This is a genomic window from Pseudomonas sp. KCJK9111 (assembly GCF_046231935.1).
Taxonomy (GTDB): domain Bacteria; phylum Pseudomonadota; class Gammaproteobacteria; order Pseudomonadales; family Pseudomonadaceae; genus Aquipseudomonas; species Aquipseudomonas parafulva_B.
The window spans coordinates 1-15439 of record NZ_JBJJMO010000084.1 but is presented as its reverse complement, the minus strand read 5'-3'; the positions used below and the strand labels follow the sequence as shown (position 1 = coordinate 15439).

9 protein-coding genes are annotated in these 15439 nt (G+C 59.4%); 3 read left to right on the top strand and 6 right to left on the bottom strand.

The genetic code is table 11. The features are described from left to right. Positions 1-104 precede the first annotated feature (104 nt). The 4 genes from ACK59L_RS19970 to ACK59L_RS19955 all read right to left on the bottom strand — a co-directional run bounded on the left by ACK59L_RS19970 (position 105) and on the right by ACK59L_RS19955 (position 4952). The gene (locus tag ACK59L_RS19970; RefSeq protein ID WP_409275557.1) at positions 105-2519 is read right to left on the bottom strand and encodes a TonB-dependent siderophore receptor; all 2415 of its coding nucleotides are present in this window, start codon (positions 2517-2519) and stop codon (positions 105-107) included. Positions 2520-2690: 171 nt separating this feature from the next. Continuing rightward, positions 2691-3662 (bottom strand): FecR domain-containing protein, encoded by a 972-nt coding sequence (locus tag ACK59L_RS19965; RefSeq protein ID WP_409275554.1) that lies wholly within the window; start codon positions 3660-3662, stop codon positions 2691-2693. 11 nt (positions 3663-3673) lie between these two features. Beyond that, the gene (locus ACK59L_RS19960; protein WP_409275552.1) at positions 3674-4171 is read right to left on the bottom strand and encodes a sigma-70 family RNA polymerase sigma factor; all 498 of its coding nucleotides are present in this window, start codon (positions 4169-4171) and stop codon (positions 3674-3676) included. Between the two features lie 91 nt (positions 4172-4262). Beyond that, positions 4263-4952 (bottom strand): GntR family transcriptional regulator, encoded by a 690-nt coding sequence (locus ACK59L_RS19955; RefSeq protein ID WP_167340418.1) that lies wholly within the window; start codon positions 4950-4952, stop codon positions 4263-4265. A 201-nt stretch (positions 4953-5153) separates the two neighbouring features. On the opposite strand from ACK59L_RS19955, the gene lapG reads away from it, so the two are divergent. Both lapG and lapD read left to right on the top strand, forming a co-directional pair. Continuing rightward, on the top strand, positions 5154-5915 hold the full coding sequence (lapG, locus tag ACK59L_RS19950; protein ID WP_409275556.1) for a cysteine protease LapG: 762 nt from the start codon (positions 5154-5156) through the stop codon (positions 5913-5915). 10 nt (positions 5916-5925) lie between these two features. Beyond that, positions 5926-7884, top strand: a complete 1959-nt coding sequence (lapD, locus tag ACK59L_RS19945; protein WP_100850568.1) for a cyclic di-GMP receptor LapD — start codon at positions 5926-5928, stop codon at positions 7882-7884. A 43-nt stretch (positions 7885-7927) separates the two neighbouring features. Here the strand turns inward: lapD and ACK59L_RS19940 are convergent, their stop codons facing one another. Further along, a complete protein-coding gene (locus ACK59L_RS19940; RefSeq protein WP_023535148.1) occupies positions 7928-9304 on the bottom strand; it encodes an HlyD family type I secretion periplasmic adaptor subunit in 1377 nt (458 codons plus the stop codon). Further along, a complete protein-coding gene (locus tag ACK59L_RS19935; protein WP_028687928.1) occupies positions 9294-11450 on the bottom strand; it encodes a type I secretion system permease/ATPase in 2157 nt (718 codons plus the stop codon). Before ACK59L_RS19935 ends, ACK59L_RS19940 begins: the two co-directional genes overlap by 11 nt. Positions 11451-12394: 944 nt before the next feature. On the opposite strand from ACK59L_RS19935, the gene ACK59L_RS19930 reads away from it, so the two are divergent. Further along, on the top strand, positions 12395-15439 hold a 3045-nt coding region (locus tag ACK59L_RS19930), incomplete at its 3' end, for a retention module-containing protein (protein ID WP_409275548.1).

Here is a 15439-nt window from a genome sequence, read left to right as displayed (position 1 = left end):
TCAAACAAAAAGCCCCTGTCTGCGTTGCAGACAGGGGCTTTTTTCTTTCCGGGGTAAACACCCCCGTAGCTAGCTTCTGATAAGCGGCTACCCCGCTGTGCGCTTCAGAACTGGTAGCTCACTGTGGCGCTCACATTGCGCTCTTCGCCCATATAGCAGTAATTCAAGCTGGCACACGAGGTGATGTAGCGCTGATTGGTCAGGTTGTTGGCATTCAGGCGGACATCCAAGCCCTTCAAACCCAGCTTACCCAGGTCATAGCCCAACGAGGCATCAACCAATGTGTAGGAAGGCACCTTGCGGCTGTTCTCTGCATCGGCCCAGCTATGCCCCACATACCTCACACCACCGCCCAATTTAAGCCCATCGAGCGCGCCCTGCCGGAAGTTGTAGTCGGCCCACAGCGAGACCATTTGCTCCGGGGCCTGGGTGGGCGAATTGCCTTTGTTGTCCAGGCCGCTGGATACCAGGCTAGGCATCGACTTCGAGTACTCGATGTCAGTGTAGGTATAGCCACCCAGCAGTTTCAGATTATCAGTAACCTGCACATGCGCTTCGAGCTCCAACCCTTGTGAGCGTACTTGACCAACAGGCCTGTAGAAGTCTTCATCAGGTTGTTTGGAAGCCAGGTTCTCCTGCTCGATACGGAACACCGAGGCGGTATACAGGTTGTCGCTGCCAGGTGGCTGATACTTGATGCCGGCTTCCCACTGGGTGCCCTCGGTAGGGGCGAGCGGTTTTCCGTCTTGATCGGACACGGTATTCGGGTTGAAGGACTCGGAATAGCTTACATACGGCGCCAGGCCATTCTCGAAGAGATAGAGCGCCCCAGCGCGAGTCGTGAAGTTGGACCGCTTGTCACTGACCCTGGTATCGGTATCGCGATTGTCCTCTGATACCTTGACCCAGTCCTGGCGCAGGCCCAGTGAGAAGCGCCATTGATCCAGCTCCACCAGATCCTGCAGATAGACCCCCGTCTGTTGCAACCGGCGTTGGTATCGGTTTTCACCAAGCACCTGCAGGTTACCGTTACCATACTGCGGGTTAGCCGCATCCAGCGGGTCTACAGTGCCATAGCGCCACGAGACATCGGCTTTGCGATGCTGGTAATCCGTGCCCAGCAGCAGGGTGTGCTTGGCGATGCCGGTGAAAAATTCAGCCTGGACCATGTTGTCGATGATGTAGGAGTGCAGCCGCTCATCACCCCCGGTGTAGGCTCGGTTCAGTACGGTACTGTCGGCATCTGCCCAACCTGCCGAGTACACCTGGTCCATCGACACGTCCGAGTCCTGGTAGCGGAAGTTCTGCCGCGCGGTAAATACATCGTTGAAGCGATGCTCGAACTGGTAACTGAACGACTGCTGGGTGCGCTCGTAGTTATCGATGCCCGGCTCCCCTTCGAAGAAGTGATCCGATAGGCGTACCCCATTACGCTTACTCAGCATTCCGTCTGCAGGATTGCCACCGTGATAGCCTCCGTTTGGATCATGCTGCAGGTAGGCTTGCAGGGTCAGCGATGTGTCTTCGCTGAAGTCGATGCTAAGCGACGGGGCGATGGCGTAGCGTTCTTCCTTGTTGTGATCGAACTGCGTATCCGAAGCGTCTGCCAAACCGGTCAGACGGTAGGCAATACGCTTGTCTGCATCCAATGGGCCGCTGGTGTCGAAGCCCAGCCCGCGCTGACCTTGCGTGCCGACCGATGCTTGAACTTGATGAAAAGCGGTGAACACGGGTTTCTTGGTGGTCAGTGCGACCAATCCACCCGGCGAGCTACGGCCATACAGGACCGAAGAGGGCCCTTTCAAGACATCGATCCGCTCCAGGAAATAGGGGTCGACCTGCATCGTGCTGTAGGTGCCGTTGTCCCCCATGGACTTGAGGCCGTCTACATAGATGTTATCCACCGAACCATCGTTGAAGCCTCGCATGGCCACGTAGTCATACCGGTGCGTCGCACCATAGGGGTTGGTCATCACGCCTGGGGTATAGCGCATGGCCTGTGCGACGGTTTGAGAGCCTTGGTCGTCGATCTGTTGCCGGGTTACCACCGAAACCGATTGAGACGTCTCGACCAATGCCAGGCTGCTTTTAGTGGCGACCTGGCTATGGGTGGCGTTATAACCCTCCATGCTCCCCAGGGCATTGCCAAGGGTGAAGCCTCGAATATCCGTATCGGGTAACGCCAGCGCTGCCTCCGCTGGCTGGGGCTGTACGATGAAGGTCCGGTTTCCTTGGTTCGCTGCTGTCAGACCGCTTCCAGCCAGCAGCACCCCTAGCGCCTGCTCAGCTGAGTACTGTCCATGAAGGCCTTTGGACTGCAATCCTTGAGTGAGTGCCGGTGTACTGGAAAGCGTGATGCCCGCTTGACGGGCAAATTGATTGAGCACTTCATCCAGGGGGCCAGGCGCAATGGCATAGGTCGAGCTGACTTGCGAGGCATCAGCGGCGAGTGCCATGCCAGGCACCATGGCCAATCCAAGCGCCGTCCCCAGCAAGGCAGCGCGGATGGCATTGCTCAGCGAATCTGAGTGCAAGACAGGTCGAAAATCATTCGCGCCAAAGGCGTACAGTTTTACCCGGTTGGTTGACATGAAAGCGTCCGTAAAGTGTGCAGGAGATTCTTCTCACTGATCTAGCCGGATGCGCGGTCAAAACCCGACACATTAGAATCAGGCCTTGTTGATCAAAGACTAGGCATGGCCCAGCGCCTCCACGCGCACCCACCATCGCGTCAACTGACGAACTTGAACGGGAAGCGTGGTAGGCAGCAATTGCAGCAGTTGCTCTGGATCCTGAAGGCGGAATACCCCGGACAAGCGAAGCTCAGCAATGTCGTCGCTGCAGGTGAGATAACCCCGGCGATAACGGCTGATCTGCGTCAGGAAATCCCTGAGCAGCATGTTCTTGCCGACGATAAGGCCTTCGGTCCAGGCCATCGCGTCAATCCCTGAAGGCGCCACGTGCTCGGCACCAGTGGCGGTGACGCGCCATTCTCCACCTGGCTCGAGCCATTGCATCAGGCCGGTGCCCTGCCTGCGGGTGAATACCCGCCCCTCGCTGACGACCACCCGCAGGCAATCGTCCTCCACACGCCCCACGAAGCGCCCCCCGACGGTTTGCAGCGATGCGGTACTGGTGCGCAGCGTGACTGGCGGTTGTCCAGGATCTGCCTGTCGACAGTCCAGCATGACCTCCCCACGCTTGAGGTCGATCGCCAATTGCTGCCTGGTGAAGGCCACGTCCACGGCACTGCGGGTGTTGAGTTGTAATCGAGAGCCGCCGGGTAATGTCACGTGTCTGCGCTCGCCCGTGGCTGTCGCGTAGTCGGATGACCAGGCCTGCACCACACTCAAGTCCTTGCTCAGCCATGCAGCCGATCCGAACAGGGCAACGGTGCCCAGCAGCTTCAACGCCTGCCGCCGCTCAAGGCGGCGATGACTGGCCTCCAGTGTCTGCAGTGCAACCCCCGCAGCGGGTACGTGGCGCAAGTCCAAGTCCTGGTCCAAGTGCAGGACGCGCTGCCAGGCCAGCTCATGGGCCGCAGCCTCGGCCCGCCACTGCGCGCAGCGTTCGTTTAGAGCCGGGTCTTTGCTGTGGCGAAGTTTCAGCATCCACTGGATTGCCTGTCTGACTGTCTTGGCGTCTGGATGAGGGCTAGGCATAAACGGTGACATTACGCTTCATAGCGCAGCAGGTAGCAGTGATAAAGCGCGTCGGCAATGTAGCGCTCCACCGTTCTCACCGATACGCCCATCTGCTGTGCAATTTCCTGATGCCGCAAGCCTTCACATTGGGCTAGCAGGAAAGCAGTGCGCACCTTTGGCTTGAGACCATCGAGCATCTTGGCAATACGTTCAAGCAGCTCTAGCAGCAGCTCGCGGGTCTCAACATCGGGGGTGTGAGCCTCAGGCACCAGCGCCAGCGCTTCCAGATAGGCTTTGTGCAGTTCCTCTCGGCGCCAATGGTCGATGATCAACCCGCGCGCCACCGTGCGCAAAAACGCCCTGGGCTGTTGTATCTGCAGATGCTCGCGGCGTTGCAACAGCCGCATGAAAGTATCCTGAGCTACGTCAGCAGCGTCGGCCGCATTGCCAAGCCTGTGGCGCAGCCAGGTGTGCAGCCAGCCATGATGAGCGCTGTAGAGGTTTTGCACGAGATCGTTGCTAGGCATGAGACACAGCTGTCGGGGCTTAAATGATAATTAGTCTCATTGTTTCGCCCGGCGCGAGATTTTGCAACCTACCTGTCGATACCCAAGCCACTCAGTGGGGTCGCTGGCTGTCCAAATACCTTCGAATGGTCACAGCTGCGCTGTTGAGGTGATGCTCCAATACCGCAATCGCATCGTTCACACGTTTGGCACTGGCAGCATCGACCAAGGCTGTGTGATCGTCCTGGGTGAGCTTGCCCAGGCCCATCGACGAAAGATGAAAGCGCAGAAACCGCTCCTCCTGCATCAATTCGTTATCGATCAAGCGCAGCAGTTTCTGGTTTGCTGCTTTGCTATACAGCACCATGTGAAGCTCACGATTAAGGCGAGCGATCTCGGCATGTCGCGTCTCGTTTTCCAGTTGCTGGATACAACTGCGGGCCTTGGCGATGTCCTGAGCAGTCAGAAACGGAATGGATTGGCGCAACGCCTCGCTCTCGAGCAGAACACGCAAGTCGTAGGCATCTGCCGCATCCTCGCCGATCAGCGGCGCGACGACTGCGCCCTTGTGAAGCTCCACGTTCAACAGTGACTGCGCCTCCAGTTGACGCAACGCCTCACGCACGGGCATACGGCTGACGCCATAAAGTGTCGCCAATTCCTGTTGCCTGATTGCCGTTCCGGGAGGCAAACGCCCCTCGAGAATGGCACTGCGCACGCGTTCTTCAATAACGCCGCGGGCCAGATGTGGTAGCAACTGTTCACTGTCCAATACGCTGCTCAGTTTGATTTTGTCGGCCACGCAACGCCTGCCTTAAACGATTACCAAAGTTGGATCCAATGACACAGTTATAGCTGTATGACGTGTCAAATGCCGGCCTCTACAGAGCCATGCCCCAGGGCGCGGCTATGGTGGATGAAGTTGCTCTGCAAAGGAAGTGACATGACCCGCGCGGCAAGCGTTAATGCGGCGGACGTCGACCGGGAGGCCGATGATCGCGATGTGCCATTGTCTTTTGCAGTGTCAGACCGCACCATCGCTTCTTTCGACTGGCCTGGACAGGGCTTGGCAGTGGCGATCACCCCGATGCTCAAAACCGTGCTGCAACGAGTTGCCCTGGCTGCGCTGCTGGGTGGCCTGCTGCTGGGCGGTTTGCATGCCGACTGGGATTTCGCCCAGATCAGTCGCAAGTCGCAAGCGCTGTACGGGCCCTTGGGGGAGGGCAAAGCGCGGATCGATGCCTGGCAAAACCTCATGGCCACCCAGAAGCAGGGGACAGAGCTTGAGCGTCTGCAGGTGGTCAACCGGTTCTTTAACCAACAATTGCGCTACGTCGAGGATATCGATCTGTGGCACGAGGTCGATTACTGGGCAACGCCGGTCCAAGCACTGATAAAAGGGGCTGGCGATTGCGAGGATTACGCTATCGCCAAGTACTTCAGCCTCAGGCGCATGGGCATCCCTAGCGAGAAATTGCGGATCACCTACGTCAAGGCCTTGCGACAGAACCGGGCACACATGGTACTGACTTATTATTCAACGCCCCAGGCGCAGCCGTTGGTGCTCGACAGCCTGATGGACGCGATCAAGCCAGCCAGCCAGCGTCCCGACCTGTTGCCCGTCTATGCCTTCAACGGTGAAGGCCTATGGCTGACAGGCGCCGCTGGCAACAAGAAAGTGGGCGACACAAAGCGCTTGTCGCGCTGGCAGGACCTATTGAAAAAAATGCAGGCCGAAGGCTTCCCGGCCGAGCCGGTTTACTGAAGGAGCACAGATGTCACTGTTCAAACAATTGCTGTTGGCTATTTGCCTGTTCCTGGTAGTGGCGTTCACCGGCAGTTTCATGGTCAGCCTGGAGAGTTCGCGAAGCCAGTACGTCAACCAGCTGCGCTCGCATGCACAGGATGCAGCCACTGCGCTGGCCCTGTCGCTTACGCCCAATATCGATGACCCTGCCATGGTCGAGCTGATGGTGAGTTCGATCTTCGACAGTGGCTACTACGCCAGTATCAAGGTGGTGGACCTGGCTTCCAATACGGTGCTCGTCGAACGCCATGCCGAACCCGACCCTGGGGGCGTACCCCGTTGGTTCGTTCACCTGATCGGCTTGGAAGCTGCCGGCGGTGATGCGTTGGTCAGCCGTGGCTGGCAGCAGGCGGCACGCGTCGAGGTCATCAGCCACCCCATGTTCGCCATTGCCAAGCTCTGGCAAAGCGCGCTGGGCAGCCTGGGCTGGCTACTGCTCTGTGGTGCTGCCAGCGCCATCCTGGGCGCGTTGCTGCTGCGCCGGCAGCTCAAGCCGCTGGACTACATGGTCGAACAGTCCCATGCCATCGCCAGGCGTGAATTCCTGAGCTTGCCTGAACTGCCCCGCACGCCCGAGCTCAGGCGCGTTGTCCAGGCCATGAACCAGATGGTCGAAAAGCTCAAGGCACTGTTCACCGAGCAGGCCGAGCGCAGCGAGCGGTTACGCGCCGAGTCCTACCAAGATACCTTGACCGGCCTGTCCAACCGTCGCTATTTCGAAATGCAGCTCAATGCTCGGGTCAGCAACCTTGAGGAAGCACGGGCAGGCTACCTGTTGTTGCTTCGGGTTCAAGGCCTGGCGGGCCTCAACGCGCGTCTAGGTGGCCAGCGCACGGATCAGTTGCTGCAGGCGGTTGGTGAGCAATTGCGCCGCGCCTGCGCGAGCTTCCCGGAAACCAACGACCTGATTTCCCGCAGTCGTGGTGGGGAATTCGCCGTGCTGGCACCTGGTATGGTGCATGAAGAAGCCATACAGCTGGCCCAGGCGCTCGAGGCCACGCTGCAGAGCCTGCATGAGACGGGCGCTACCGATATTCAACCGGTGGCCTGCATCGGCTTGGCCCCCTTCAGTCCGGGCGACGCTCCCCCAGCCCTACTCAAACTGGCTGATGAGGCCCTGGCACGCGCGGAGAACCAGCCAACCCCAGGTTGGGTCTGCCTGGAGCAAGGCGTCGCTGCCGTGGCTGCCGACAGCCAGCACGACTGGCATGAGCGCCTCGACCAGGCCTTCACCAACGGCCACTTCGAGCTGTTCTTCCAGCCGGTGGTCGATTGTGCAACTGCCCAGCATGTGCTGCACCACAAGGTGATATCCCGCCTGAAGGATCGACAAGGCGAGGCGCTGCCAGCCGGTCGATTCCTCCCTTGGCTCGAGCGCTTTGGCTGGATGCCAAGGCTGGACCTTCTGGTGCTGCAGAAGGTGCTGGCGCACATGCGTGGCCACGACCAGGTGCTGGCGCTGAACCTCTCCGCCGCTACCTTGGCGGACGCCCAGGCTCTGCACCGCATTTTCGAACTGCTCAGCCAGAACGTCGCTCTCGGATCGCGTTTGGTGTTCGAAATCGGAGAAGAGCAGCTACCAGACCAGCCGGCGTTGGAGAAACTGACCCGAAGGCTGCATAGCCTTGGCTTCGGCCTGGCACTGCAACGGTTTGGCGGGCGCTTCAGCATGATCGGCAACCTGTCCCACCTTGGGTTGGCCTACCTGAAGATTGATGGCAGCTACATCCGCAACATCGACCATGAGCAGCATAAGCGTTTGTTCATCGAGGCGATCCAGCGTGCCGCACACAGCATCGACCTGCCCCTGGTGGCCGAACGCGTGGAAACCGAAGGCGAGCGCGCAGTGCTCTGCGAAATGGGTGTAGGGGGGATTCAGGGGCAGTTGGTGGGTGAACCTGCCCCTTGGGCGCACCATAAGCGCTGACCCACAGTAATGAGGGCCCGCACGAGACCGTGCGGGCACCGCCTCAGCGTTCGCGCAAGGCCTCGGAGCGGGCTTTCATGATGGGCTTGAGCAGGTAGCTCATGATGGTCTTCTTGCCGGTCATGATATCGACCGTCGCCACCATACCAGGAATGATCAGCAGCGGCTTTTCATCGGTGCCCAGATGGCTGCGGTCGGTACGCAGCTTGATCAGGTAGTACGTGGTCTTCTTGTCTTCGTCGGTGATGGTATCGGCGCCGATCTGCTCGAGCTTGGCCTTGAGCCCCCCGTAGATGGTGTAGTCGTACGCGGTGAACTTGACCGTGGCTTCTTGGCCTGGGTGCAGGAAGGCAATGTCCTTCGGCAGGATCTTGGCCTCGATGACCAGCGTATCGTCCAGCGGCACGACCTCAATGATGTCGCTGCCTGGCTGAATCACGCCGCCGATGGTGTTGACCAGCAACTGCTTGACGATACCCCGTACAGGCGAGGTGACCATGGTGCGGTGGACACGATCATCCAGCGCCTTGCTGGTAGCGGTCGCCTTGTTCAGTTCGGTCCGGGCCTCGTTCAGTTGGGTGAGCGCCTCGCTTCGGAACTTGCCGCGGGTCTCCTCGATCTTGCTCTGCACTTCTCGAACGGCCGCTTCGGCACGGGGGATGGCCAGCGACGTGGAATCGAGCTGACCACGGTTTTCAACCTCGGCACGACGCAAGCGCAACACTTCCACCTGGGAAATAGCACCCGTCGCGACCAAAGGCTCCGACATGCTGATCTCTTTACGCAGCAGTTCAAGGCTGTTGGCGTACTGCCCGCGCTTGGAGCTGTACTCGCGAAGTTCCTGCTGGCGCTGGACCAGTTGCTGTTGCAGTCCGCCAATCTCGTCCTGAAGCTGCTGGCGCCGACTCTGGTACAACGATTCTTCGCTGGCCGCTTGGCTAGGTGCGGCTTTGCGCAATTCTTCGTCGATTTCAAGCGGCTTGCCGTCAACCTCTGCGCTCAGGCGCTGAACTCGCAGGGCCATGGACAGCCGATCGGCTTCCGTTTCCCCCACGTTGGAGGCGAAGCGAGTCTCATCCAGGCGCAGCAGAGGCTGCCCCACCTCGACGATTTCGCCTTCCTTGGCGAAGATTTCCGCCACGATGCCGCCTTCCAGGTTCTGGATTTTCTGCACCTTGGATGACGGGATGGCCTTGCCTTCACCACGCGTCACCTCATCGATGGGCGCAAAACTGGCCCAGACGATCAGAAATACAAAGAACAGAATGACGCCCCAGATCGTCAGGCGCACCACACGCGGCGCATCTTCGATAAGGGCCTTGTTGACCTCGGGCAGCGGCTGACCGCCCAGCGAGTCACTGCCTTTGAAGTAACGCCGCAGGCCTTCCTTGAGTTGCCCGAAATCCAGCTTATGCGACACTGATCTGCCCCTTCTTCAACGCATCCATGACGGCCGCTTTCGGGCCATCGGCAACGATCTGCCCGCGATCGATCACGATCAGGCGGTCCACGAGTGACAGCAGCGAAGCACGGTGAGTCACCAGCAGCACCGTCTTGCTTTCCACCACCGCCTGCAAGCGCTGTTTCAAGCGTTCCTCGCCGGTGTTGTCCATGGCGCTCGTGGGTTCGTCGAGCAGCAGGATCTGTGGGTTCAACAGCAAGGCGCGGCCCAAGGCCACGTTCTGACGCTGCCCGCCGGACAGGTTCTGCCCACGTTCGCCTACCTGCAGCTCGTAGCCGTCCGGATGCAGCCGCGCGAATTCATGCACGCCCGCAAGCTCGGCCGCCTGCAAGATCATTTCGTCGTCGATGTAGCGGGCCCCGCTGACCAGATTGTCCCGCAGCGTGCCCGCCAACAGCTGAATGTCCTGGGGCACATAACCAATGTTGTGGCGCAGTTCGCTGACATCGATCTGGCGAATATCCACGCCGTCGACCAGCAATGAGCCGCCATCGGCCTCGTACAGGCCAACGATCAGCTTGGCCAGTGAACTCTTGCCCGACCCGCTGCGCCCGATGATCCCCACCTTTTCGCCAGGGCGGATGGTCAGGTTGATGTTCTTAAGCGCCATGTTCTGCTGGTTGGGGTAGGTGAAGTCCACGCCGCGGAACTCTACGCTGCCCTGTAATACTCTGCGGCTGAGCGGGCGCTCTTCAAAGTTGCGCTCTTGTGGCAGCTCCATCATGTGGTCGGTGGACACCATGGTCACCTTGGCTTGCTGGTAGCGAGCCAGCAGACCATTGAGCTGCCCCAGCGGCCCAAGGGCACGGCCGCTGAGCATGTAGCACGCTACCAGGCCGCCCATGCTCAGGTTGCCGTCGATGATCAGGTAGACGCCCACGCAGATCATCGCCACCCCTGCCAGCTGCTGAATGAGCAGGGTAATGTTCATCGCCAGGCTCGACAGGACCTTGACGCGCAACTCCAGCCGGCTGAGGGTACCGAGCGTCTGCTCCCACATGTACTGTCGCTCGCTCTCGGCGTTGTTGACCTTCACCGCGTCCAACCCTGCCAGGGTCTCGATCAGGCTCGACTGGCGCTCCGATGCCAGCGCCATGGTCCGCTCCATGGTCGCCATCAGCGGCCGCTGCAGTGCATAGCCGATGCCCAGGGCCAGCGGGAAGGCAATGATCGGGATCCACACCAGGTGCCCGCCGATGATTGCGATGACGATCAGGATGAGCACCGTGAACGGCAAGTCGATCAGGCTGGTCAGCGTCAACGACGCCAGGAAGTCACGCAGGCCTTGGAACTCGTGAATGTTCTGGGCAAAGCTACCTACCCGGGCCGGCCGATACTTCATCGACATGCCCACGATGCGTTCGAACAGTGTCGCCGAAATGATCAGGTCGGTCTTTTTCCCTGCAAGGTCCAGGCATAACCCGCGCAGACCCTTGAGGATCAGGTCGAAGATATAGGCACCCGCGATACCGACCGCCAGCACCCATAGGGTCGAGGTCGCCTGGTTGGGAACGACCCGGTCATACACGTTCATTACGAACAGTGGCGCGGCGAGGGCGATCAGGTTGATCACCAGGCTGGCGGCGATGGCATCGATGTACAGCCACTTGCTGCGCAGCAGCGTATCTCGGAACCAGGATTTGGCCCGCGGGATCAAGTTGCCATGGTTGACGTCGAATTTGTGCTGCGGCTGAGCGAAGAACACTCGCCCGCTGTAGTCGTCCTGAAGCGTCTCGCGGCTGACCTGCACTTCGCCGCCATCGCTTTCGCTCAGCAACAGCCGCGCGGTGTCTTCGTTTTCCCACCCGAGCAACACAGCGCTGCGTCCGCCCTTGAGCAACAGGATGGCGGGCATGGCGATGCTTGGGATCTGCTCCAGTTTGCGCTGCAACAGGCGGCCCTGCAGGCCGGCCCTGGCCGCTGCACGGGGCAGCAGCTCGGGGCTCAGGCGCTGGGCGGGCAAAGGCAGACCCGTGGTAAGCATCACCCGGCTGGCAGGTTTCTGGTGCAGTACACACAAGCTCAGCAGACTATCCAGCAAAGGATCGTCGTGCTGACTACGTGGGTCATGGTTGAGCTGGACTCGACTGACTTCTGATTCCACGCGGCGCTCTCTTCATCCTTGTGGTGGGTGGGGGTGAGCTGGCTGCCGATCATTCAATGGCAGCAAACTCAGGCATTCAGTGGGGCAATGCATGTCGGCGCTCGGTACGCGTGCAGCGAGCAATGCAGGGTGTCGCCAATGGTCGCCTTGAATTAGGTGGTGAGTAAACAACTGTATCGGTCTCTTTACTACATGACGCTGATCGGCAGACAAACGTTTCATTTCTGAATCACTTTGCCATCCAGGCCTGAGCATGCTGGGAAAAGAGCAGAGAAACGACATGTGTTGGGCCTACCTTTAGCAGCCTAGCTCAATGTCATTTATCAGGCGCTGGTTTGCTGGCGGTCGTGAGGCCCATGTTAGTTAAAATTCATCCCTTGAAGCCCACTTCCTTGGTCGACTCTGGCCGATAATCGCAGGCGCGTGACGAGTCCTGATTTAGACGATAAGCGCCGTCGGCCGCCGTTTATTCTACGGTGAATCAGCGTGAAAATTTGCAACACCTAGGGACATTCTCGGGCATGTAATCGGCAAGGTTTATGCTTACGAGACTGAGGAATGTGGCGTCAATAAACAAAATTGACCTTCTGTTGACGCTGTCGGTCCTACTGAGCCCGACGAACGGTTGAAAAGCATGTGGTTTCTGGCCGCTGTCATCGCTTAGGCCCGCATGCTCTGTGCCATTGCGCTGTTTTAATGACGCAACGCATTTGCTGTTGATTGGCCCTTGGCTAAGGTAAAAATATCAATGTGACATTACCTTGGTGATTGTTTAGGATGGCCAATATAAGGTCAATAGTTTGGCAGAAATCTAACTATATCTCGTCATAGACGGAATGTTGACGCAATCAGGCGTCAAGAGATCATCGACATAATTCCTGTTCAGGTGGCTGCGGATGCCGCTCTGGCACAGAAGTACCCCAGCGGGTCACACGGAGAGTCCAATGAGCAGCGTTGTAGCCATCGTCAAAAGTATTGTCGGCCAGGTTATTGCGGTATCCCCTGAAGGCATCAGGCGTGTGCTCATAGAAGGCGATCGACTTCTTGCAGGTGAGCAGGTCCTTACCGGTCCGGGTGGCGCGGTAACGCTGGAGTTGGCAGACGGCCGGTTGCTTGACCTTGGTCGTGATACCCAGTGGAGCGCAGACACGCCTGACAGCAGTACTGACTTGGGCCAGGCCGCTGCCCAGGCAGCGCCTTCGGTCGAGGAATTGCAACAAGCGATCGCTGCAGGCGCTGACCCGACCACCGATCTTGAAGCCACGGCTGCCGGTCCGACCGCTGCGGGTGGCGGTGCAGCAGGTGGCGGCCACAGTTTCGTCATGCTGGAAGAAACGGCCGGCAGCGTTGATCCCACGATTGGCTTCCCTACAGAAGGCCTTGGTTTTGCCGCAGCGGCCGCCCCTGTGGAGGTAGCTGGAACCACTGCTGACAATCGCGTCACCGCGCCGACAACGGGCACTACGGTTGCCACCACCCTTGTGGTCGGGGCCACGCCATCGATCAGCGAAGCGGGCGGCGTCATTGTCTATACCGCTACGGTTGGCCAGGCACCGAGCAGCGACCTTCTCATCACCCTGGCCAATGGCTCTGTGATCGTCATTCCGGCCGGGCAGACCACTGGCAGTGTCAATGTCGTGATCCCGCCGAATGACACGCCCTACATTGATGGTGGGCAAATTTCGACCACGGTCACCGGTACCAGCGGGGGGAGTGGCATTTCAGTAACTCCACCTCAAGGGCCTTTGGTTACTGAAATTACAGATACCATCGATGTCACCACTGCAACGTTGACCGCCACTCCCTCGGTCACCGAAGGCGGTGTCATCACTTACACCGTGACCCTGACCAACCCGGCTCAGACCCCGGTCACCGTGACCCTGTCCAATGGCCAGGTCATCACCGTGGAGGCTGGCAAGACCCAGGGCAGCATCGACTTCCAGACTCCGGCGAACGACGTCTACAACAACGGTTCGACTGTTAGCGTGACCATCGACAGCGCTACGGGCGGTAACTTCGAACAGCTGACCCCGAATCCAGCGGCTGCGGTTACCACGATCAATGATTCGATCGACACCACCACTGCCACGCTGACGGCTTCGCCAAGCGTCACTGAAGGCGGCGTCATCACTTACACCGTCACGCTGACCAACCCGGCTCAAACCCCAGTTACCGTGACCCTGTCCAACGGCCAAGTCATCACTGTTGAGGCAGGCAAGACCCAGGGCAGCATCGACTTCCAGACCCCGGCCAACGACGTTTATAACAACGGCTCCACCGTTAGCGTGACCATCGACAGCGCTACGGGCGGTAATTTCGAGCAGTTGATCCCGAATCCAGCGGCTGCAGTTACCACCATCAACGACTCGATCGACACGACCACCGCGACCCTGACCGCCTCGCCAAGCGTGACCGAAGGCGGCGTTATCACCTACACCGTGACCCTGACGAACCCGGCTCAGACCCCGGTGACCGTGACCCTGTCCAACGGTCAGGTCATCACCGTTGAAGCAGGCAAGACCCAGGGCAGCATCGACTTCCAGACCCCGGCCAACGACGTTTACAACAACGGTTCGACCGTTAGCGTGACCATCGACAGCGCTACGGGCGGTAACTTCGAACAGCTAACGCCTAACCCGACGCCAGCCGTAACGACGATCAATGACTCGATCGACACGACCACTGCCACGCTGACGGCTTCGCCGAGCGTCACCGAAGGCGGTGTCATTACTTACACCGTTACCCTGACCAACCCGGCTCAGACTCCGGTCACCGTGACCCTGTCCAACGGTCAGGTCATCACCATTGAGGCAGGCAAGACTCAGGGCAGCATCGACTTCCAGACCCCGGCCAACGACGTTTACAACAACGGTTCGACCGTTAGCGTGACCATCGACAGCGCTACGGGCGGTAACTTCGAGCAGCTAACGCCTAACCCGACGCCAGCCGTAACGACGATTAATGATTCAATCGACACCACTACCGCGACCCTGACCGCGAGTCCTTCGGTCACCGAAGGCGGTGTCATCACCTACACCGTTACCCTGACCAACCCGGCCCAGACTCCAGTGACTGTGACCCTGTCCAATGGCCAGGTCATCACTGTTGAGGCAGGCAAGACCCAGGGCAGCATCGACTTCCAAACCCCGGCGAACGACGTCTACAACAACGGCTCGACCGTTAGTGTGACTATCGACAGCGCCACAGGCGGCAACTTCGAGCAGCTGACGCCTAACCCGACGCCCGCGGTTACCACGATCAATGATTCTATCGACACCACCACTGCCACGCTGACGGCTTCGCCAAGCGTGACCGAAGGTGGCGTGATCACTTACACCGTCACGCTGACCAACCCGGCTCAAACTCCAGTTACCGTGACCCTGTCCAACGGCCAGGTCATCACTGTTGAAGCAGGCAAGACCCAGGGCAGCATCGACTTCCAGACCCCGGCCAACGACGTCTACAACAACGGCTCGACCGTTAGCGTGACCATCGACAGCGCCACAGGCGGCAACTTCGAGCAGTTGACCCCAAATCCAGCGGCTGCGGTTACCACGATCAATGATTCGATCGACACCACTACCGCGACCTTGACCGCGAGTCCTTCGGTCACCGAAGGCGGCGTCATCACCTACACCGTAACCCTGACCAACCCGGCTCAGACGCCGGTGACCGTGACCCTGTCCAACGGCCAGGTCATCACCGTTGAAGCAGGCAAGACTCAAGGCAGCATCGACTTCCAAACCCCGGCCAACGACGTTTACAACAACGGTTCGACCGTCAGTGTGACCATCGACAGCGCTACGGGCGGTAATTTCGAACAGCTGACGCCTAATCCGACGCCAGCGGTAACGACGATCAACGACTCGATCGACACGACCACTGCCACGCTGACGGCTTCGCCGAGCGTCACCGAAGGCGGCGTCATTACTTACACCGTGACCCTGACCAATCCGGCCCAGACGCCGGTGACCGTGACCCTGTCCAAC